This is a genomic window from Flagellimonas profundi (assembly GCF_017313275.1).
Taxonomy (GTDB): domain Bacteria; phylum Bacteroidota; class Bacteroidia; order Flavobacteriales; family Flavobacteriaceae; genus Flagellimonas; species Flagellimonas profundi.
The window spans coordinates 1,897,431-1,920,456 of record NZ_JAFLNM010000001.1 but is presented as its reverse complement, the minus strand read 5'-3'; the positions used below and the strand labels follow the sequence as shown (position 1 = coordinate 1,920,456).

The following is a 23,026-nucleotide window of genomic DNA, read 5'->3' as shown; positions in this document are numbered from 1 at the left end:
GGCCTTCAACAGGAGCAGAAGAATTGGTGGAAGCACCAAAGATCACCTATCCGGGCAGGGTGCCGTTGGAAACCGAACTGATCAATGAACTGCAGGACGAGCAATTTTTGAATCCGCATGAGATGGAGACCCTTACCGTACTTTGCGACCTTATTTTGCCGCCCTCCGAAGAATTTAAGGCCGCTTCCGATGCCGATGTGGTCGGTTTCATAGAATTTATGTGCAAGGACAATGAGGCCTTCCAGCCCGACATCCGCGGTGGGATCATGTGGTTGGACCACAAAAGCAATACGGAGTTTGGTGTGGAGTTTAAAACAGCCACCGAAGAGCAACAAAAAGCCATTTTGGACGGGATTGCCTTTTACGACCCCGAAACGCCCGGTAATGAACGGCCGTTCGAGGTGAATTTCTTCTCATTGGTCCGTAACCTGACCATGACCGGTTTTTATACCAGTAAAATTGGGATAGAGGAAATAGGATATAAAGGTAACCAGCCCAATGTTTGGGACGGTGTGCCGGATGACGTACTGGAACAGCACGGCGTATCTTATGACGAGGAATGGTTGGCCAAATGTGTGGATCAGAGTAAGCGCGGTATTATTGCCGAGTGGGACGAGGATGGCAATCTCTTGACCTAAATCAAAATAATTATTGTTTGCTAAAGAGAGGGCGCGCTTTTTTAATGTTTTAAGAGTCTACTCATTAAAAGAATAAAAATAGAGCTATGTTTTTATAAAATTCATGAATTTGAAGGCTTATAATCACATATTTATCAATAAGTGAGGTCTTTAAAATTAAGTTTAACCAACAAAACCATTTTTTTTCTTACAGAAGATGAAAATAAAATCTCAATTGATTAACTAACACAAACCTAAAATTGAACTTATGAAAAAACCATTTTTCAAGAGAATTATTTTTTTGGTTGCTGTACTTTGCGCGGGTTTTGCACAGGCCCAGACCGTAACAGGTACGGTTTCCGATGAAACAGGACCCTTGCCGGGTGCCAATGTTTTGGTCAAGGGGACAACCAATGGAACCCAGACTGATTTCGACGGTAACTTTAGTATTGAAGCTGCAAATGATGCCACTTTGATCATCAGTTATATCGGATACAGGAGCATAGAAGTCCCTGTCAATGGACAAAGTACCATCAATGTAACCATGGAGCAAGATGCAAATAAATTGGATGAAATCGTGGTTACGGGTTATGGTTCACAGGCCAAAAAAGATTTGACAGGTGCAGTAACCGTTGTTGATACCGATGAGTTGAAATCTGTTCCAGCCACTACTTTTTCACAGCAATTGCAAGGTAGAGCTGCCGGGGTTACAATCATAAACGATGCCCGTCCCGGCGGTGAGGCCACCGTACGGATTCGCGGGTTTGGAACTTTGGGAAACAATGACCCACTCTACATTATTGACGGGGTTCCTTCTCAAAGACAATCCAATCTTAACCCAAATGATATTGAATCGTTGCAGGTATTGAAAGATGCGTCATCAGCCTCGATTTATGGATCAAGGGCGGCAAATGGTGTTATCATTATAACCACTAAAAAAGGTAAAATGGGGAAACCCAAAATTGATTACAATATGTATTATGGTATTCAATCCCCAGCTAATGATGTAGAGGCATTGAATGCACGGGAATTGGGACAGTATCTATACCTTGCTGACATATATGCTGGTAAAACCCCAAGCCATGGACAGTATACCTTTGGACCAAATGGCGAGGTTACTATCCCGGATTATGTTTTCCCTAGTGGTGCCATGGAGGGCGACCCTGGAACCGACCCCAGTCTCTATTCTTTGGAACCTGGTAACATATATGCAATAACGCGTGCAGCTGATACCAACTGGTGGCAGGAAGTTTCAAGGTCTGCACCAATTCAAAGCCATAATATTTCAGCGTCAGGCGCAACTGAAATGGCTAGATATGCTTTTAGTCTTGGCTACTTTTCACAAGAGAGTATTGTTAAGTTTTTCAGCTACGATAGGGTTTCCCTTAGGGCCAATACAGAGTTTAGAGCATTGGACAAAAAGTTGACAATAGGTGAGAATTTCACTGCATCGTTCGATAATCTGAAAGGTTTCGTTTCCAATGATGATGAACAGAGTCCAGTTGCAGGATCGTATAAGCATCACCCACTACTTCCAATTTATGATATTGCAGGTAATTTTGCAGGAAGTAGGGGAGCTAACCTGGGTAATAACTTCAATCCATATGCAGTATTATATAGAGATAGGGACGATAGAAGATATAGCCTTCGACTTTTGGGTAACGCCTATGCCAATTACGAGCTGATTCCCGGACTTGAATTACGTACCAGTTTTGGCGTGGATGCCCGAGTGCAAAGACAAAGAGATTTGGGACGCCCGCAACCGGAGTATGTTGAGGGTAACTTTATCAACAGTTCTACTGCCAGGGAACAATATGAGTACCAGTGGACATGGACGAATACATTGACCTATGCCAAGACCTTCAATGAAATACACAACTTTAAAGCTTATGTTGGTGTGGAATCCATACAGCAATTTGAGGAACGCTTGGAAGCCAGTAGACAGAGGTTTGCATTTGAAACCACAAATATTTTAAGTTATTTGGATCTGGGTGATGCCACTACGGCAACCAACCGAGGATTTGTTTGGCAGGATTATACACTATGGTCACAATTTGGTCAGTTGAACTATGATTATGATGGAAAATATTTGGCTCAGGTCATTTTGAGAAACGATTCTTCGTCGAGGTTTCAACAAGCATCCAGAAGTGCATTCTTCCCTGCCTTTAGTTTGGGTTGGAGAATGTCTGATGAAAAATTCATGGAGAACGTAACATGGATCGATAACTTAAAGCTTAGGTATGGATGGGGTAAAACAGGTAACCAACAAATCGGTGATTACAATGCGTATACTACCTACCGTTCAGATATCCTGACAGCTGGTTATCCAATTGATGGTTCCACGGGTACTCCGCAGATTGGATTTGCTCCTCGGGCCTTTGGTAATCCGAATGCCAAATGGGAGGCGACAACCTCTAATAACATAGGTTTGGATGTGGTGATGCTCGATAACAAGGTATCCCTCAACGTTGATGTTTGGAAAAGGGTGACCACAGACATGTTAATTAACGTACCTGTAACCTACACTGCTGGTCAGGCCGATGAGCCTGCCTTTAATGTTGGGCAAATGACCAATAAAGGTTTTGATATCGGAATCAGTTACGGTGATCAAAAAGGAGATTTTTCTTATGAGATTGGCGGTAACCTTTCGGCATATAAGAACAATGTTGATGCATTGGAAGGTGAAAGCACTAGAATTTTTGGACAAAGTAGAAGAATCCCGGCACTTTCAATCACGGAGCCAGGTACACCCTTGTCTTCTTTTTATGGATTCAAAAATTTGGGTATTTTCCAATCACAGGCTGAAGCCGATGCGTGGGCACCCTATGGCGACTATAACGCACCTGGTAAGTTCAGGGTGGCCGATGTAAATGATGATGGAGTAATCAATGATGATGACCGTACAGTTATAGGTAGTCCCCATCCGGATTTTACGTATGGAATCAATATTAATTTGAGCTACAAAAACTTGGATTTAAATATCTTTGGTAATGGTTCACAGGGAAATGATGTGTTCAACTATGTTCGTTACTTTGCGGACTTTAACACGTTTCAGGGTAACAGGAGTACAAGGGCATTGTACAATGCTTGGCAACCGACCGACCCCACAGCAGATCCAAGCACTTGGGTAGCGGCAAATCCAAATGCCACTTCGCCAATTATGGATGCCAACGACCAGATTAGTAGTAGACCTTCCTCCTATTTGATCGAGGATGGTAGTTTCTTTAGATTAAAGAACATTCAGTTGACCTATAACTTTACCGAAAAGATTTTGTCAACGGTTGGCCTGGCTAGGGCGCAAGTTTATATCCAGGCGCAGAATTTGGCCACATTTACCAAATATTCAGGTCTGAATCCCGAAGTTCAATTGAGCAATGCGGATGACTCAAGAAGAAACCTTACTTTAGGTTATGACGGTGGGGCACAACCCGTAGCCAAAACCATAAGCCTGGGGTTAAATGTTACACTTAAATAATGAAAATAAAATGTTTACAGAAATGAAAAAGATAATATCGACATTACTCGGAACTATCGGCTTGATTGCTTTGATACTGAGTTGTAACAATGATTATTTGGATAGAAAGCCACAAGGCCAGTTCAGTGAAGGCGACGTTGCTACATTGGATGGTGTCAAAGGTTTATTGCTCGGTGCATACACTATGTTGCCCGGAGGTGGTTTGGAAGGTCAAACTTGGCATAACGACATTCACAATTGGGTCTTCAATTTAGCTTCCGATGATGCATTGAAGGGAACGGATGCCGGTGACCAACCTGAACAGTCTTTTATAGAAGCCTATGATTTTCAATCTTTCAATGTCCATATCCGTGATAAGTGGAGGGGACTTTATAAAGGTGTTGCGGCAACCAACAATGTAATCAATACATTAGAAAAAGTTGAGGACGCCACAGATGCACAGAAACAACAAATCATAGCGGAGGCAAGGTTCTTGAGAGGCTTGTTCCATTTTGAAGCTAGGAAAATGTGGAGAATGCCCACTTATATAAGTGATGAGGATTTTGAACTTAACGATTTGGAGAGTACCAAGGTGCCAAATGACCGTGAAATTTGGCCGCTCATTGAAGCTGATTTTGAAGCTGCTGCAGCTGTCTTGCCCGAATCTCAGAGTGATGTGGGAAGACCTACTAGTTGGGCTGCCAAAGCCTTCTTGGCCAAAGCTAAAATGTATCAAGGATGGAACTCTGATGGAACTGCCAATACAACTAAACTACAGGAAGCAAAGCCTATTTTGGAAGATATTTTGAACAATGGTCCATTTTCTTTGGTAGATAAGTACCAGGATAACTTTTTGGTGGCTACACGAAACAATTCAGAATCCATTTTTGAGGTTCAGTATGCCATAAGTAGTGCTACTGGTGATGCCGCAAACAGAGGAATCGGATTGGCTCACCCATATACTGACCCTTGGGGTTGTTGTGGTTTTTATCAAGTTTCCCAAAATCTTGTAAATGCATTCAAGACCGAAGGAGGACTGCCCATGTTGGATACTTTTGATAATACTGATGTACCTTCAACTGTTGACCCAACAACTACATTATCAACCTATGATGGGCCTTTGGACCCAAGAATTGATCATTCCGTGGGTAGACCAGGTGTTTTGTACAAAGGATTTAAAATTTATCAAACAGATTTTGTTCGGGACCTGACCTATGCTGGACCATTTTTTAGCATGAAACATGTTGCGGAACCTGAAGCTTTTGGACAAGGGGGCTGGGGTAACCTTTCGGCCAATAATTACAGAATTATGAGATTGGACATGATTATTCTTTGGCTTGCCGAAGTAGAGGTTGAAATCGGTGACTTGGAGGTGGCCAGAAGTTTGGTGAATCAGATCAGGGCCAGGGCTGCAAATCCCGAAGGCTTCGTTCCATTGGCCACTCAAGGCGAAGAACGTAACGATTTTACCATTGTTGACGGGGAATATGCTGCCAATTATGATATAGCTACATATGATACGGCTTGGACCGATAAAAATCTGGCCAGGCAGGCTGTACGTTTTGAAACACGTTTGGAGTTCTCAATGGAAGGCCATCGTTTTTTTGATCTTCAACGTTGGGGTGTTGCTGCAGATGTGTTGAACCAATATATCCAAAGTGAATCTGAGCACAGAACCTATTTGGAAGGAAGGTCCTTCGAAGAAAATAAAAATGAGTTTTTCCCAATTCCTATTGAAGCAATCGATAGGTCTGTAAAAGACGGAGCACCTACCTTAACCCAAGACCCGGCGTACTAGAAAAATAGTTGTTTTTTTTAGAATAAAATGCCTAACATTCAAAAGGCCGTGATAGTCAAAACTAACATGGCCTTTTGAAATTATTGGAAACAGGTAATTTTACTAGGCTCAAGACTTTTACATAATGTTAAATAATCGAACATGAAAAAGTATATTCCTTTTTTATTGCTTACTATTTGTTTTGCTTCATGCCAACAAAACACTTTGGATGTATTGTACAAGCAAAGACATGCCGATAATACCGGTATACACTTTAACAATAAAATTATAGAAACGGATAGTTTCAATATTCTTACCAATGAGTACATTTTTAATGGAGGAGGGGTGGCCGTTGGGGATTTCAACAACAATGGAAAAAGCGACTTGATATTTACAGGTAACCAAGTGGACAATCAGCTGTACTTGAACCAAGGGAATTTTAACTTTTTGGAAGTAGGCAAGGAGTCTGGTATTCTTGCAGAGGGCAAATGGTGCACGGGCGTTGCAGTTGTCGATATTAACTTGGATGGTTGGCTGGATGTTTACATCTGTACGGCCATGAACAAAGAAGGTAAGCAAAGAAAAAACATGCTCTTTGTAAATCAGGGCCTTGATAAAAATGGGGTTCCAATTTTTAATGAATCAGCTTCGGAATATGGCATTGATGATTCTGGCAACAGCATGAATGCGACCTTTTTTGATTATGATAAAGATGGATATTTAGACCTTTATGTACTGAATAATCAACAGGTTCATACGCTACCTACCAATTATCGCCCAAAAATTAATGATGGTTCCGCCCTTAGCAATGATAAGCTCTATCATAACAATGGAGACGGTACATTTACTGATGTTACTATTAAAGCCGGGATAGTTTATGAAGGGTTTGGATTGGGGCTTGCAATTTCAGACCTGAATTATGACGGTTGGCCCGATATCCATGTTAGCAACGACTATTTAACAAATGATGTGCTTTACATTAATAATGGTGATGGGACTTTTACCAATAAAATAGAGGATTACATTAAACATCAGAGCAAATTTTCTATGGGATCCGACATTGCTGATTATGACAACGATGGTAACTTGGATATCATTACGTTGGATATGTTGGGTGAAACTAATCAACGTATGAAAACCACCATTGGTAGGACCAATTATCTGGAATACATTTTAAATGAAAGATTTGACTATCAATACCAGTATATGCGGAACATGTTGCATAAAGGTTCCAGTGTTGGAGTTAAATTCAGTGAAATTGGTCTTATGGCCGGGATTTCCAAAACGGATTGGAGTTGGGCACCTCTTTTTATGGATGTTGACAATGATGGTTTTCGGGATTTATTGATTACCAATGGTTTCCCAAGGGATATTACAGATAGGGATTTTAGTGATTTTAGACTGGGGGCATCTTCTTTTATGGGGACAAAACAGCTCTTGGATTCCATACCAGTGGTTAAAATTCCCAATTATTCTTACAGAAATAAGGGGGATTGGACCTTCGAAGAAAAGGGAGATTCATGGGGATTGAATGTCCCATCTTTTTCCAATGGAGCTGCTTTCGCCGACTTGGATGGAGATGGTGATTTGGATTATGTGGTGAACAACATCAATGATGATGCTTTTGTTTTTGAAAACCAATCAGAATCCATTTACTCAAATGATAATAACTTCATACGAATTCAACTTGAAGGTAACCATGAGAATCCTTTGGCCATTGGAACTAAAATTTTGATTCGATATAATGGGGAACAGTCCCAGTATTATCAACATTACCTTACCAGGGGTTACATGTCCTCCATGGACCCTGTTGTTCATTTTGGATTGGGTCCAAACAAAACTATCGATGAATTAGAAATAAAATGGCCTGATGGAAATTTCGAAAGATTGACCAACATCCGATCTAATCAATTGATAACCCTTGACTATAAAAACAGTAAAAAGGGAGGGAAATCTTCACCAATTCAAACAGATTTAATGATAGATCCCTCAGGAGAGACTTTGATGTCTGAAATATCCGGTCAATTGGGTGTATATTTTCAACATAAGGAACAAGACTTTGTGGATTTTAGTAGTCAACAGCGTACACTCCCACATAAATTAACACAAAATGGACCTTGCCTAACTGTTGGGGACATCAATGGTGACTCTTATGAAGATGTGATTATTGGTAGTTCGGCAGGTTTTTCCCCAATTATTCTGATTCAAAATGCCGATGGTAGTTTTGAAGAGCGCGCGATGTTTGCCAATACGACGGATATGAGTTATGAAGAAGCGGATATGGTATTATTCGATATTGATAATGATGGGGATTTGGATCTGTACATGGTCTCTGGAAGTAATGAATTCGATGCGGACAGCGAATTATATAATGACCGAATATTTGTGAATGATGGTATGGGTAATTTTGTTCAAGATGAAGATAGGATTCCAAAAATACATGCTAGCGGCTCTGTTGTGAAAAAGGCGGATTTTGATAGTGATGGCTTTGTTGACTTATTTATTGGCGGCAGGACACCTATGGGGAAATATCCTTTAGCAGAAAGAAGTTATTTGTTGAAAAATGATAATGGGGTACTTAGGGATATTACGGATAAGTACGTTCCCGAGTTGAGAAATATGGGTATGGTAACCGATGCTATTTGGGCGGATTTTGATGGTGACAACAAACAAGATTTGATAGTGTTAGGGGAATTCATGCCTATTACATTTTTTAAAAATGAAGGGGCCTCTTTCTTAAAAATTGACAAAACTGGAATTGAAAATGATTTAGGTTGGTGGGAGTCTGTTAAGTCTATTGACATAGATGGAGATGGCGATCTTGATTTTGTTGCAGGGAATCTAGGTATGAATAATTTTTATCAACCAACTAAGGAAAGACCGGTTTATATGGTGGCGAAGGATTTTGATAATAATGGTAGCCAAGACCCTATTTGCTTTGCCCATTTCAAGAATGAGGAAGGAAAATATAAGCCTTATCCTGTTAATTTCTGGGGTGATCTAAATGTGCAAAGTCCCATATTTAGGGGGAAATTTGACTATTTTAGAGAATATGCGGATGCCACCCTGAATACCTTATTTGATGAAGATGAGTTTCAAGATGCAACTGTATTAAAAGGAAATTTTGATCGGAGTATTTATTTAGAAAATTTAGGTGATGGAAAGTTTACTAGCCATCCGTTGCCCATGGGGGGGCAAACTGCTCCTTTAAATGACATAATGCTTGATGATATGGATGGAGATGGTAATACCGATATACTTGGAGTGGGGAACGATTTTGGGAATGAAATCTTTATTGGAAGGTACGATGCTTTAAATGGAATCCTATTAAAGGGAAATGGAAAAGGTGATTTTGTATCAATAGATGCTGCAAAAAGTGGATTTAATGTTCCTGGAGATGCCAAAGCCATGGAACCGGTAAAACATGCAGTGGGTGGCAAACTGATTTTTGTAACTCAGAATAAAGGTAAATTGTTGATTTTTAAAGCAAACCCTTCAAATTAATAATAGTAAATAACAAAAATCAATACATATTTATCCTTAAAATCACTTAGTATTCAATAATTAAAGAAACAAGGCTGAAAATTCTTGAATTTGAGTTTTCTTTTTATAAATATTCAAGCCTAAAAGTAAGTGATAAGTTAAATTTATAGTAGTTAGTTTATACTAAGATTTTAACTGTTCTCATTGTTTGTGTTATTGGATTAAAACCATAATATTTTGAGTTAGTTGAATTTTAATTCATTCAAGATTAAAAGCAATGTTGGCTTCACCCAACATTGCTTTTTTATTTGTCAACAATTTTCAGATGATTTAAAGGAGTGATACGACAAATAACCCATGTTCGAATGGACTTTTACGGTAGGGCTGATTGTTTGAATTCAAAAAAACACTCAATTGTTTTTTTGAATTTATCAATTTGGGCATCTAATTAATAAAGAAATGTTAAATTATGGGTTTTAAAAGTTATGGAGATATGATAAAAAAACCTCAATGAACGATAGTAGCTAGTTTATTCACGGAAAATATAGGATTTAAACTTTAGGAGTAATAAACAAACGCACATAATGTTAATTAAACGAACTTGGGTAATACTATTTTTTTTAAGCTTAGTATCGGTATATGGACAAGATAAAACATCAAACAGAATTCAACCTTATTTGAATGAAATAAAGAATTTGGTTGAAAATTCTTCCATTCCCAATTTAGAAGAATTGATTGAGGAAAGGGCAAATTCTTTTGGGAAGAACCGGGTTGACGCAAGCTTGGAGCTTTACACATATTATATTTTCAAGTCAACTGAATTAGCCAAAAAATTTAATGATGAAGCATATGGGCTTTCGAAAGATTTAAATTATGATAAAGGTTATTTTAGGAGCTCTTTAAATCAAGCTTTTATTTATTTTGTAGAAGGTGAGTTTGATGCTGCCATGGAATTGATTTGCCAATTGGATTCAAGTCAAAAATTTCAGGTTTTCAGTGAAGTGAGAGCGGATTGCGAAACTCTCAAATCCTATATTTATACTGAAAGAGGTGAATATGATTTAGCATATGCAACTGCGGTTAACCTTTTGGAAGAAGGGGATGATAATGAAGATTCCTATATCAGAATGCGAGCATATTCCGCAATTTCACATTTCTATTTAAGATTGGAAGAATATGATAAAGCGTTGGACAATTGTCTACACGGTCTTGATTATATACTGGAGTTAAAGGAAGTTCGGTTTATTTTTCCAAAAATTGATGAAATCGCTAGAATGACCCATAAATTGGAAGGCAGTAAAAAAGCTCTAGAGATTTATGATTTTTATTTAGAACTTGAAAACTTAATAGAGGCTCCTGGTGATTACGTCCAAAGTGCTGTATACATGAACATTGCCGCTATTTACATAGAAAAATCAGAGTTGGATAAAGCTGAAGATTTTCTAAATAGGGCACTTGGAATTATTGATGAAAACAATTATCGATTTAGAAAACCAAGAGCTTATGTTTTAATGGCTTTACTTCATTTAAAGCAAGGTGATACTATAAGTGCTCGAAAGGATTACAATAGAGCTTATCGTTCAGCAGAAGTAATCAACGCTTTTGATGTCATCAGAGACGTGAGTAAAGAATTGTCTTTATTGAACAAGGAAATGGGACATTCGGATGAGGCAGAGTTTTTTACAAGTATATATTTGTCGGTAAGTGATTCGCTTTTCTCACTTGAATCCGAGCAGCGACTTAAAATACTTGAGGCTAGAAGAAGAATTTCGGAAATATCAAGACAGAAGGAAATTTTGGAAATTAAATCCAAATCCCAGGAGGAACGTTACCGCTTATTAACTATCATATTGGCTATTACTCTGGTATCCGGTTTTTTCGCCACACTCTCATATTTTAAAGTAAAGAGGAAGAACAAACTGATTTTTGATAGAACAAAGGAGTTGGCCATAGAAAAGCTCAATCAGAAGAAAAGAGCTGAGCATGTCGAAGGAAAGGATTCTAAAAACCAGGTTAAAAAGTCAAGTTCCAATAATAATTATCTTGATGAGGATGTGAAGGAAATAATTCTAACCAAACTGAATAAGTTAGAGGAAGAGACCTTTTTTCTTAATTCCAAATGCAGTCTGCATAGCGTGGCAGAGCAATTACAGACTAATCAAAAATACCTGTCGCAGGTCATTAACCACGAAAAAAATACAAATTTCAGTAACTATATAAATGATCTAAGAATCAATTTCTTGTTGAACCGATTGTTAGAAGATAAAGAATATAGAAATAGTAAGCTTGCCTATATTGCCAACACAAGTGGGTTCAACAATCTCAATACATTTTATTCTGCATTCAGAAAACGTTTGGGAATACTGCCTTCATATTTCATACAAAAGCTAAATGAGGATGAATCATAGTTTATATTCATAAAGATTCGAAAACTTTATGATGATTAATTTATAGTCTCTAACTGTTTGTCGGAGCTACTGTTTGGCTTCAAGCTTTATTTGTAAGGCCATCATATCCTCGGATAACTTTTTATCTAACACACGAGCATAAATCTGAGTGGTTGCTAACTTCGTATGGCCCAGCATTTTTGAAACAGTTTCAATTGGGACACCATTAGATAGGGTGACTGTCGTTGCGAATGTATGACGTGCCATATGAAAGGTTAAATTCTTTTTGATTCCCACAGCATCAGCAATTTCTTTTAGGTATAAATTTATTTTTTCATTGGTGAGTTTTGGTAGAAGAGTGCCAGAATGAACTGTAACAGGATGTTCTTTATATTTTGCAAGTATCTTTTTTGCGGGTTTTAAAAGAGGTACTCTGACAGAAGTTTTCGTTTTTAGTCTTTTGGTTACAATCCAGTTATTACCATCTGCACCAACAATAAGATTGTTGTTTGTCAACTCCATTATGTCTGAGTAACTGATTCCAGTATAACAGCTGAAAACGAAAAGATCCCTAACTCGATCTAATCGCTCCATTAAGAAGTTATAGGTTTCTACATTGTTTAGTTCATTTGCATTTAAGAATTCTCTTTGTTTTTGTTCAAATGTTGGCTTCCAACGCAAAAATGGGTCTCTATCAATCCATTCCAATTGATAGGCAAGATTGATGATTTTTCTAAGTCTTTGAAGATGTTTCATTACCGTATTATGTCCCATTGCCTTGGGATGACCCTTTGGATAATAATTAACCAAAAACATTTCAAGGTCTGAAATGAACTTGTAGTTAAGCTGACGTAGGTAAACATCTGTAGTTTTTAGATTTTTTTTCAGAAATCTGTTTATGTAATTCTCAGTGATTCCAAAATTTCGAATGGTGCCTGGAGCCAGAGTATTTTCGATTTTTCTGTTATGGTATTCCAGTAATTCCAAAAGGGTTTTGGAGTTGATATTTTCTCCGTTGTAAAGTGATTTGACCAACTGCGGAGTTATCAGTTCCCCCTTGTATTTTAAATCTTGATAAATACTCAATAATCTAGCTTGAACTAGATTTAAATATCGATTGATTTCTTGTGACTCTTTTGTTTTTCCTTTGACTTTTTTGTTTTGGTTGTCCCAAAGATCGATATCAATCTTTCTCTTAATACCAATATTGGCTCTTTTACCATTTGCGGTTACCCTTACAAAGATTTCCGCTTTATTTTTAATTGCTCTTGATTTGTTGATCCAGAATAGGATTGAAAAGGTGTGTGATGTTTTCATAGTTGTCATCTTAGGTTTTAATGTTAAGATGAAAGTCAAATCAACTATGTGTCAGTCTTTTAGGGTAGTATTCGGTCAACAGTGTTGACGATTGGATTTTGTTGACCGATTTGTTACCGATTGATATGAAATCAAAACAAATTAAATGACACCCTAAAAACGCTGAAAACCTTACAGTTATAGATTCTGTAAGGTTTTCCTTTTGTTTGGCATTGCTGCCCAGTGACCGCGGCAGGATTCAAACCTGCAACCTTCTGAGCCGTAATCAGATGCGCTATTCAGTTGCGCCACGCGGCCTTATTTAAGGGCTGCAAATATATTTCTTTTTAACTTTACCACAAAACCCTAGCATACAAAAATAATGGATTTTGCACCCTACATTCGTGATATTGAAGACTTCCCCAAGCCTGGTGTTGTTTTTAAGGACATTACCCCTTTGTTAAAAGACCCAAAAGCTTTCCAAAAAGCAGGCGATGCGCTGTTAGGTTTTACACACAATATGCAAATTGATAAGGTGGTGGGAGTGGATAGCAGAGGTTTTATTTTTGCTCCTATGTTAGCCGAAAAGTTGGGAGCTGGTTTTATAACTGTCCGTAAATCTGGAAAACTCCCCTATAGTACCATCTCTGAATCTTATGATTTGGAATATGGCACGGGAATTCTTGAAATGCATTCAGATGCCATTGAAAAAGGGGACAGGGTATTGGTGCACGACGATGTTCTGGCTACAGGAGGTACTGCCCAAGCTGTATGTAAACTTGTAGAAAAATTAGGTGGTGAAGTAGTCCAATGTAACTTTTTGATTGAACTTACCTTTTTAAACGGAGCGGAAAAAATACGGCGATACCCTAAAGAGGTACTGCTGAAATACTAATCCAACGCCTTTTTGGTGATATAATATCTCCATCCTATAATGGCCATTTGTAATTTGGATGCCTTGGCAAGGTCCAAACCTTTTTTGCTGTAAGATGGGAGCAGAGCTTTGTTGATTTTTGCCAAAATCTTATAAAACATATCAATGTGTTGGTTTTGACAAATATAGGTAAAGCCGTTTACAAGCTATTAAGGTCAACAGCAATGCGGCAACCCTTTACGGTTTTAAATAAATATAACCGTTAAGAGTTGCACAAGAAGTGTGATGAATAACTTTACAATTGCTATCATTTTTTGATTGATTTTAGATTTTACAAAAACAATTATCTTACTATTGTTTCCTCGAATATAGAATGATAAAAGTCATGCTTCCAAGTGTTTAGGTAAAAATCTATGCAATTGCATACGAGATTGTATCTTTAAAAACGTATTACTTCTGCAACTGTAATGTGGTCCCTTGTAAAAAGTGACAGTTTTATACATAAAATATTGATTATGGTATTAAAATGTTAGAATTGTAGGGGTGTTTTGAGGTGTTATTTAAAAACCTAGGGAGGTTTCGTTCAAAAACGAGGCTATTTTAGTGTTTTCGTTTGGGTGCAAAAAAAGAACCGCCCCATAAGACGGTCCCTTTACCTTGTTAAAAAAGGATGGTTTTTAAAATTAGTTACCTTTTTTAGTGGTGATTTCCACAACTCCGTTTTTAGCCTTTTTACCGTATTTCTCGATGGCTTTGTCTCCTTTGAAAACATTTACGTTCTCAATATCCTCTGGCGATATTTTTTCAAGGTCTTTGGATTTCACTTTTTTGCCATCGATAATGTATAACGGAGCCTGTTTCCCATCACTTTTTATGTAAAAGAAACGCCCGTCATCATCACCACTGATTACCTCATCATCGTCAGAATCTTTGATGATCATCACATTGGTACTTTTCTTTACTTCTACCTCATCATCATCGGAGTCTATAATTTTCATTACATGTACTCCATCTTTTTTGTTCCCGAGCTTTTCGATCTTTACATTTTTATCGTCCCCATTTCTTTTGACAATGAAAACACTTTCTTTTCCATCCTCGCTATCCAGATGGACATCCATGCTATGGAGCTTATCTTCGCTTACTTCTTCCCCATTGATGATTACTTTCCTTTTACCATCAACCTTTTTTACAATGATTTCTTTTTCATCTGAAGTGCTCCAAGAGACATTGCCTTTTCCCATTTTGTGAATTCGAACTTCAGTTTCCTTATGGGCATTCCAAAAAGAGACAGCATTGTTCTCATCATCGTACAAGACTGTTATGGGGTTAATGGGGCCATCTGAATTACTGTTGTAATTGCCGCTAAAAGTTTTTCCCTCGGAGTTTTTTCCGCTTAAATTCAAGGTAATTGAAATGATTTCCCTGTCATCGTTCCGAACAGTGGTATAACTAAAATCGATTCCATCCTTGGCCAAATCTTTTTTAATGTTGTCCAATTCGGCATCGGAGGTGTTTTTATCGATGGTCAATTCCACAGTTTTGTTGTCCTTTACGGTTTCACCCTTCATTAGGTTCTCCACACTGTCAGGCTCTTTGTAAAGGTAAGTTTCCTCGATACTGAAACTCACCAAGAACAAGCCCAATAAAGGAGTTACTACCAAGGTCTTGAGGATGTTGATTTTTTTGGATTGATTTTGATTTAACATGACTATTCGTTTTTTGATTAATGAATTATAAAATGAATTGGCTAAAGCATATTCTTGTGTGTCTACCGCCTGCTTTAGCATGAGGTATTGGTAGGATTTTTTATCGCCCGTTTGGGCTATGGCAAAATGGTCGGCCAGGTATTCCAGATTTTCCCTTACCGCACTCTTGTACACCCAAAGCACCGGATTGAACCAGAAAAGTATCTTTAAAATTTCTAAAAGCAGGATGTCCACAGTGTGATATTGGCGTGCATGAACTTTCTCGTGTTCCAAGACCGAATGGAGTTCGTTGGCTTCAAAAAGTCTGGGGTTGTAAAATAGGTAGTTAAAAAAGGAGAAAGGGGAGATGTTCTTTTCCGTTTCTAAATGCATAAACGGAGTTTCCCTTCTCTTTTGGGCATCTTTGGCCAAGTGTTTCAAAGAAATCAGTTTGAACAAAAATTTCACGAACAAAAAAGCACTTATCGTAATATATACTGTAAAGAGTACGTTCTGCGGCGTAAACAAATTGCTTTCGGCTATGGTCGAGATAGTTCGAGTGCCTGTGTCGGTTGCCTGAACAAGCACTGGCTTGGAAACCACAATCGTTTTCTGGATCTTGATCAGTGGAAAAACAAAAGAGAGCACCAATCCCGATAAAAGAAACAACCTGTTTTCCTTAAAGAAGGTTTCCTGCTTCAAGAAAATATGATATACAGCCAAAAAACCTCCGGATATAAGGGCGGATTGTAAAAAGTACATATATATCGATTCCATTATTTCTTCTTTTCTATTAGGTCAATAATTTCTTTTAGCTCAGTTATCGAAATTTTTTCTTCCTGCGCAAAGTGGGATACCAAACTTTTAAAGGAATCATTATAATAATCCGCAATGGCAGCGTTCACATACTTTTTGCGATACTCTTCTTTACTTACAATAGGGAAATATCGGTGGGTGTTGCCAAAGGTTTCATGATCCACAAATCCTTTTTCCTGCAGATTCCTAACAATAGTGGATAAGGTATTGTAGTGTGGTTTCTCGCCCTTTATTTCCTCAAGGATTTCCTTTACAAAAGCCTTTTTCAGCTCCCAAAGGATTTTCATGATCTCTTCTTCCTTATTGGTCAATTTTTGCATGATGTAATTTGTATATGATCAAACGTAATACTAATAGTTTAGTTAAACAACTATTTTTATAGTTTATTAACTATTTTTATAGTTTTTATTTTTGAAGGAACCTTCTTTGTTGAGTAAATCTTGCAGTATCTTTACACGAAAACTTACTTTTTTGGGAAATCTACTTTTTATTGTTTTGGGATTGGTTCTGTTGATTGCAGGGGGGAATTGGTTATTGAAGTCTGCCGTTGCTTTGTCCTTGCGCTTGTTTATTCCCAAAATTGTTATTGGGATGACGATAGTGTCTTTCGCTACCTCCGCCCCAGAACTCATTGTGAGCATAAAAGCTGCCTTAGATGGTTTTCCGGACCTTTCTTTGGGTAATGTAGTGGGGTCCAATATCGCCAATTTGGGATTGGTTTTGGCCATTACCGTTATCATGGGCAGTATAGATGTCAGGAAAAGTTTTTATACTACGGATTGGCCTGTTATGATCGTTGCTTCACTTCTTTTCTGTGGATTCATTTATTTTGATGGGGTGTTGGAACAGTATGAAGGAATAATTCTAGTCTCCCTCTTATTTGTCTTCCTAGTGTATTTATTAAGATTTCAGAAAACAGCAGTTGTAGATGAAATGCCGGAAGATGATGTTCCCTTGCCTTTGTACAAGATTGTCCTCTTTTTGGGGATTGGGGGAACGGCACTTTGGGGAGGTTCCGAATTGCTTATTGATGGGGCAGTGGGTCTGGCATCATCATTTGGTGTAAGTGACCGTGTTATAGGTATTACCATTGTATCGGTGGGAACCAGTATTCCGGAATTGGCCGCATCGGTAGTGGCGGTCATCAAGCAGGAAAAGGCAATTTCCTTGGGAAACCTCATAGGATCCAACATTTTCAATTTATTGGCTGTATTGGGTATAACTTCAATAATTACTCCCATAACTGTTATGGACGAGGGCCTTTTATCCAGTGATATTTTTTGGATGCTGGGTATATCCTTTCTTGTTTTTCCATTGGTGTTTTTCCCAAAAGGATTGCGCTTGGGTTGGAGAGATGGGTTGGTGCTTTTGGCCTTTTATGGCACCTTTATCTATATGACCATAAAATAAAAACCGCCCCATAAAGCGGGACGGTTTTTAATCTATAATCAACAACTAATTTATAAACGTGTTTTAAACCTTTGCGGATTTAACCGTTTTAACGATCACAGCTGCAACTTTGTATGGATCGGCATTGGAGGCAGGTCTTCTGTCTTCCAACCATCCTTTCCAACCTTTTTCAACAGTCATAATAGGAATTCTGATAGAAGCACCTCTATCGGAAACACCGTAGCTGAAATCGGTAATAGAAGCAGTTTCATGCTTACCGGTCAATCGCTCATCATTGTACTCACCGTAAACTGCGATGTGTTCTTTGGTTACCGGACGGAAAGCTTCACATACTTTTTCATAAGTTTCTTTGGACCCGCAAGTTCTCAACAAGGTGTTGGAGAAGTTGGCGTGCATACCGGAACCGTTCCAGTCACCTTTAATAGGTTTTGGGTGGTACTCAATGTAGTATCCGTAGCTTTCGGTCAATCTTTGCAGCATATAACGCGCCACCCAGATTTCATCACCTGCTTTTTTGGCACCTTTGGCGAACAATTGGAATTCCCACTGTCCGGCGGCAACTTCTTGATTGATACCCTCAAATTGAAGTCCAGCATCCAAACAAAGATCTGCATGCTCCTCAACAAGGTCTCTTCCCCAAGTGTTTCTTCCACCAACGGAACAGTAATATAGACCTTGAGGTCCTGGATAGCCACCAACAGGGAATCCTAAAGGTAGGCCCGTAGAAGTATCCATGATAAAGTACTCCTGCTCAAATCCAAACCAGAAATCATCGTCTTCATCATCAATGGTAGCTCTGGAGTTGCTCACGTGAGGAGTTCCGTCAGGATTCAATACCTCGGTCATTACCAAATAACCATCTCTTCTTGCCGGATCAGGGTAAATGGCAACTGGCTTCAATAAACAGTCAGAGGAACCTCCTTCGGCCTGTTTTGTAGATGAACCATCGAAAGACCACATTGGGCAATCTTCCAGTTTACCACTAAAACCTTCTTCTATTCTAGTCTTACTTCTGATGTTGGCTGTTGGCTCGTAACCATCCAACCATAGATACTCTAATTTAGATTTGCTCATAATTCTGGTAGTTAATCGTTCTCAATTTTATGATTAACAAAAATAGTTTTTTCATTTAATTATCAATGTTTTATGGGGGTAAAATCACAAACTTGTGTTTATTATTTATATTACCCCTGTTTTAAGAAGGGTTGACTGAAAAAAAAGTAATTTTTGCAGTATATATTATTAAATTCTTAATTGTAGATTTGAAAAATAAAGATTGTTGAAAATGCCTAATACAAGATTCCAGGCCCTGCTCGAAAGCCGTAACAGGGAACATGCCAATATTAATGAAACAGGGAAACGTTCCGACCTTTTTGGTAAGAATGTTTTCAATGAAGAGAAAATGCTTCAATTTCTTACAGCTGAAGCATTGGATAAAGTAAAATCAGCCATTTTTCAAGGCACAAAAATTGACCGTAAAATAGCTGACCAAGTGGCCGAAGGAATGAAGGCATGGGCGCTATCTATGGGAGCTACGCATTATACCCACTGGTTTCAACCATTAACGGGAGCTACGGCAGAAAAACATGATGCATTCTTCGATATTCTTCCCAACGGAAGGGCCATGGAGAAATTCGGGGGAGCACAGTTGGTGCAGCAAGAACCCGATGCATCCAGTTTTCCGAGTGGAGGAATCAGAAATACGTTTGAGGCAAGGGGCTATACGGCCTGGGACCCAACTTCGCCGGCATTTATTTATAAGACTACCCTCTGTATTCCAACCATTTTTGTAGCCTATACCGGTGAAGCCCTGGATAACAAAGCTCCATTGCTAAGGGCATTACATGCTGTCGATCAGGCCGCAACGGGCGTAGCACAATATTTTGATAAAAACGTAAAAAAGGTACATGCCACCCTGGGTTGGGAGCAAGAGTACTTTTTAATAGATAAATCTCTGGTGAACTCTCGATTGGACCTTTCCGTGACAGGAAGGACCTTGGTAGGCAGTTTTTCGGCCAAGGGGCAACAATTGGACGATCATTACTTTGGTGTGATTCCACCACGCGTTCTTGGTTTTATGAGTGAACTGGAAAAGGAATGTACCAAATTGGGTATTCCGGTTAAAACCCGTCACAATGAGGTAGCACCCAATCAGTTTGAGTTGGCTCCCGTCTTTGAAGAAGCCAATCTCTCCGTGGATCATAACCTGTTGTTGATGGATGTGATGGAAGAAATAGCCGATAAATACAACTTTTCGGTCTTGTTCCACGAAAAGCCCTTTTCTGGAATCAATGGGTCGGGCAAACACAACAACTGGTCTTTGGGAACCGATACGGGCGTTAATCTATTGAGCCCTGGTACCACACCCATGAAGAACCTACAGTTTTTGACCTTCTTCGTGAACACCATCAAAGCAGTGGATACTTACGAGGAATTGTTGAGGGCATCGATTGCCTCCGCAAGCAACGATCACCGGTTGGGAGCCAATGAGGCACCGCCACCGATCATATCCATATTTATAGGTCAACAATTGAGTGATGTGCTCGATGAACTGGAAGGTGTTTCCAAAGGAAAATTGTCCCCTCAGGAAAAAACAGAGCTCAAACTCAATGTTGTGGGTAAGATTCCAGAGATATTATTGGACAACACCGACAGGAACCGGACCTCGCCTTTTGCCTTTACAGGGAATAAGTTTGAAATGCGGGGCGTTGGGGCCAAAATGAACTGTGCCAAGCCAATGACCATGCTCAACACCATTGTGGCCAAGCAGTTGACCGATTTCAAAAAAGAGGTCGATGCCCTGATTGACAAGAAAAACTTAAAAAAGGATGAGGCCGTATTCAATGTACTTCGGGAATATATCAAAACGTCCAAGCGCATCCGTTTTGAAGGTGATGGTTACGGTATAGAATGGCAAGAAGAAGCCAGAAGGAGAAAACTGAGCTTTAACAAAAATACTCCAGAAGCTCTTCAGGTAATTACATCAAAGGAAAGCTACGAGCTCTTCAAACAGATGGATGTTATGAACGAAGTGGAACTCAAGGCGCACAAGGAAGTGGAATTGGGCGCGTACATTTTCCATATTCAGATAGAAGGTCGTGTGTTGGGTGAAATGGTCTATAACCACATTATTCCCGCCGCAGTGAAGTACCAAAATATGCTGTTGGAAAATATTCATGGGCTAAAAGAAGTCTATGGGGCAGTACATAAAAAGGTAGCCGAGGGCCAATTGAACATCTTGGAACAGATCGGGGAGCACATTATGGAAATCAAAAAGCTTACCGATGAAATGGGGGATGCCCGCAAACGTGCCAACGGCATGTCCGCAGTGGACAAAAAGGCCCAAGCCTATTGTAACAATGTGAGACCTTATTTTGAGAAAATCCGTGAGCATTCCGATACCTTGGAGAAACTGATCGCCGACGAATTCTGGCCCTTTACCAAGTACCGCGAAATGCTGTTTTCCAAATAGAACAGTACATAAAAAGGAAAAGACGGAAAGCATATCAATAATTTGATGGCTTTCCGTTATTTTTGCCCAAATCTTTCATATGTCATCGGATACCAGTAAAAGATATGCACAACGAGGTGTTTCTGCCTCCAAGGAAGATGTGCACAACGCCATAAAAAACATTGATAAAGGACTTTTCCCGAAAGCGTTCTGTAAAATTGTGCCCGATTATTTAACAGGTAGCGAAGACCATTGTTTGGTAATGCACGCCGACGGTGCAGGGACCAAATCCTCTTTGGCCTATATGTATTGGAAGGAAACTGGGGATGTTTCCGTTTGGAAAGGGATTGCACAAGATGCACTCATTATGAACGTGGATGACCTGATCTGCGTGGGTGCCACCGATAATATAATGCTGTCGTCCACCATTGGGCGAAACAAAAACCTGATTCCCGGCGAGGTAATTTCAGCTATCATCAATGGAACCGAGGAACTGATATCCGATTTGGACAAGCATGGGATTACCATCCGTTCCACGGGAGGTGAAACTGCCGATGTAGGGGATTTGGTACGTACCATAATCGTGGATTCCACGGTAACCGCAAGAATGGAGCGAAAAAATGTCATCGACAATGCCAATATTAAGGCGGGAGATGTAATTGTTGGTTTGGCTTCCTTCGGAAAAGCGAGTTACGAAACCGAGTATAATGGGGGAATGGGCAGTAACGGTTTGACCTCTGCCCGACACGATGTATTTTCTAAATACTTGGCAGAAAAATATCCAGAAAGTTTTGATGCATCGGTTCCTGGGGAATTGGTGTATTCGGGCAATACCAAACTAACGGACGAAGTTCCGGATTCACCGCTTGATGCGGGCAAATTGGTGTTGTCACCCACACGAACGTATGCGCCCATCATAAAAAAAGTGCTGCAAAAATATACTTCTGACGAAATTCATGGAATGGTGCATTGCAGTGGCGGTGCGCAAACCAAAATCCTTCACTTTGTGGAGGACCTTCACATTATCAAGGACAACCTGTTTTCCATTCCACCTTTGTTCAAACTCATTCAAGAGCAATCTGGAACGGATTGGAAAGAAATGTATCAAGTGTTTAATTGTGGCCATCGCATGGAGCTGTATGTTGATGGGAAGATTGCCGAAGAAATCATTGCCATCTCCCAAAGTTTTAATGTGGATGCCCAGATTATTGGAAGGGTCGAATCATCCGAAGGTAAAAAATTGACCATCCAGAGCCAGTATGGCAAGTTTGAATACTAGCATACGATTTCTCTCGAAATAGCGTTTGATAATATAAACCTCACGCTATGGAAAGAAAAGAGTTTCTGCGAAGTTTGGGAGCAGGCGCAGCCTTTGCCCTAACATTTCCCTGTTTGCAAGGATGTTCTAAGGATGAAGTTGATGGTAACTTAGTGGATGAACCCACAGGAGTTGATTTTACTGTCGACCTTACTTCAGCTGAAGCATCCAATCTTTCCGAAAATGGCGGTTTTATTTTGAAGAACTTAGTGGTTATAGCCAGAAACCTACAAGGTGAGTATGTGGCGGCAAGCCAGGTTTGTAGCCATCAATCCTACGATCAGGTGCGTTTTGTGGATCAGAGCGGTGGTATTTTCTATTGCGATGTCCACGGTTCACGATTTGATCAAGATGGGACCCCGCTCAATCAAGTGGATGGAAACCCAGCTAGAGCTTTGAAGGTGTACAATACGGAACTAAATGGTTCCATATTACGGGTTTATGAATAGTTTTTGAAT

The 23,026-nt window shown here is 39.4% G+C and carries 15 protein-coding genes and 1 tRNA gene; 10 read left to right on the top strand and 6 right to left on the bottom strand.

Going from position 1 to position 23,026, the window contains the following annotated elements:
• The 5 genes from J0654_RS08910 to J0654_RS08890 form a co-directional block, all read left to right on the top strand.
• Window positions 1–638 (top strand): gluconate 2-dehydrogenase subunit 3 family protein (locus tag J0654_RS08910; protein ID WP_207027850.1); only part of this gene is annotated, 638 nt, incomplete at its 5' end.
• Between the two features lie 247 nt (window positions 639–885).
• Window positions 886–4,092: a SusC/RagA family TonB-linked outer membrane protein gene (locus J0654_RS08905; protein WP_207027848.1), complete on the top strand. Its 3,207-nt coding sequence runs from the start codon at window positions 886–888 to the stop codon at window positions 4,090–4,092.
• Between the two features lie 22 nt (window positions 4,093–4,114).
• Window positions 4,115–5,869 (top strand): RagB/SusD family nutrient uptake outer membrane protein, encoded by a 1,755-nt coding sequence (locus tag J0654_RS08900; protein ID WP_207027846.1) that lies wholly within the window; start codon window positions 4,115–4,117, stop codon window positions 5,867–5,869.
• 141 nt (window positions 5,870–6,010) lie between these two features.
• Window positions 6,011–9,352, top strand: coding sequence for a VCBS repeat-containing protein (locus J0654_RS08895; RefSeq protein WP_207027844.1), 3,342 nt, complete (start codon window positions 6,011–6,013; stop codon window positions 9,350–9,352).
• A 563-nt stretch (window positions 9,353–9,915) separates the two neighbouring features.
• Window positions 9,916–11,739 carry an AraC family transcriptional regulator gene (locus J0654_RS08890; protein ID WP_207027836.1) on the top strand — a complete coding sequence of 608 codons (1,824 nt, stop codon included), beginning with the start codon at window positions 9,916–9,918 and terminating at the stop codon, window positions 11,737–11,739.
• A gap of 66 nt (window positions 11,740–11,805) precedes the next feature.
• Here J0654_RS08890 and J0654_RS08885 read toward each other — a convergent pair whose 3' ends face one another.
• Together J0654_RS08885 and J0654_RS08880 are read right to left on the bottom strand one after the other, a co-directional pair.
• Window positions 11,806–13,035 carry a site-specific integrase gene (locus J0654_RS08885; protein WP_207027834.1) on the bottom strand — a complete coding sequence of 410 codons (1,230 nt, stop codon included), beginning with the start codon at window positions 13,033–13,035 and terminating at the stop codon, window positions 11,806–11,808.
• A gap of 223 nt (window positions 13,036–13,258) precedes the next feature.
• Window positions 13,259–13,332: transfer RNA gene (locus J0654_RS08880), tRNA-Arg, on the bottom strand.
• Between the two features lie 64 nt (window positions 13,333–13,396).
• Here J0654_RS08880 and J0654_RS08875 point away from each other — a divergent pair.
• Window positions 13,397–13,909 carry an adenine phosphoribosyltransferase gene (locus J0654_RS08875; RefSeq protein ID WP_207027832.1) on the top strand — a complete coding sequence of 171 codons (513 nt, stop codon included), beginning with the start codon at window positions 13,397–13,399 and terminating at the stop codon, window positions 13,907–13,909.
• Here J0654_RS08875 and J0654_RS08870 read toward each other — a convergent pair.
• The 3 genes from J0654_RS08870 to J0654_RS08860 form a co-directional block, all read right to left on the bottom strand.
• Window positions 13,906–14,049 carry an SsrA-binding protein gene (locus J0654_RS08870; protein ID WP_207027830.1) on the bottom strand — a complete coding sequence of 48 codons (144 nt, stop codon included), beginning with the start codon at window positions 14,047–14,049 and terminating at the stop codon, window positions 13,906–13,908. The two genes, J0654_RS08875 and J0654_RS08870, sit on opposite strands and share 4 nt — an antisense overlap.
• Before the next feature lie 522 nt (window positions 14,050–14,571).
• Entirely contained in the window at window positions 14,572–16,350 is a 1,779-nt protein-coding gene (locus J0654_RS08865) for a M56 family metallopeptidase (protein WP_207027828.1), read from the bottom strand.
• Window positions 16,350–16,709, bottom strand: coding sequence for a BlaI/MecI/CopY family transcriptional regulator (locus J0654_RS08860; protein WP_207027827.1), 360 nt, complete (start codon window positions 16,707–16,709; stop codon window positions 16,350–16,352). The genes J0654_RS08865 and J0654_RS08860 overlap by 1 nt, the downstream gene beginning before the upstream one ends.
• Before the next feature lie 151 nt (window positions 16,710–16,860).
• Between J0654_RS08860 and J0654_RS08855 the strand changes: the two genes are divergently transcribed.
• Entirely contained in the window at window positions 16,861–17,799 is a 939-nt protein-coding gene (locus J0654_RS08855) for a calcium/sodium antiporter (protein ID WP_207027825.1), read from the top strand.
• A 63-nt stretch (window positions 17,800–17,862) separates the two neighbouring features.
• Here J0654_RS08855 and J0654_RS08850 read toward each other — a convergent pair whose 3' ends face one another.
• A complete protein-coding gene (locus J0654_RS08850) occupies window positions 17,863–18,873 on the bottom strand; it encodes a glutamine synthetase beta-grasp domain-containing protein (RefSeq protein ID WP_207027815.1) in 1,011 nt (336 codons plus the stop codon).
• Between the two features lie 211 nt (window positions 18,874–19,084).
• Here J0654_RS08850 and J0654_RS08845 point away from each other — a divergent pair, with 211 nt between their 5' ends.
• From J0654_RS08845 to J0654_RS08835, 3 genes are all read left to right on the top strand, one after another.
• Window positions 19,085–21,271 carry a glutamine synthetase III family protein gene (locus tag J0654_RS08845; protein ID WP_207027813.1) on the top strand — a complete coding sequence of 729 codons (2,187 nt, stop codon included), beginning with the start codon at window positions 19,085–19,087 and terminating at the stop codon, window positions 21,269–21,271.
• A gap of 79 nt (window positions 21,272–21,350) precedes the next feature.
• Window positions 21,351–22,529, top strand: a complete 1,179-nt coding sequence (locus tag J0654_RS08840) for an AIR synthase related protein (RefSeq protein WP_207027811.1) — start codon at window positions 21,351–21,353, stop codon at window positions 22,527–22,529.
• Window positions 22,530–22,576: 47 nt separating this feature from the next.
• Window positions 22,577–23,017, top strand: coding sequence for a QcrA and Rieske domain-containing protein (locus J0654_RS08835; protein WP_207027809.1), 441 nt, complete (start codon window positions 22,577–22,579; stop codon window positions 23,015–23,017).
• Window positions 23,018–23,026: the final 9 nt, after the last annotated feature.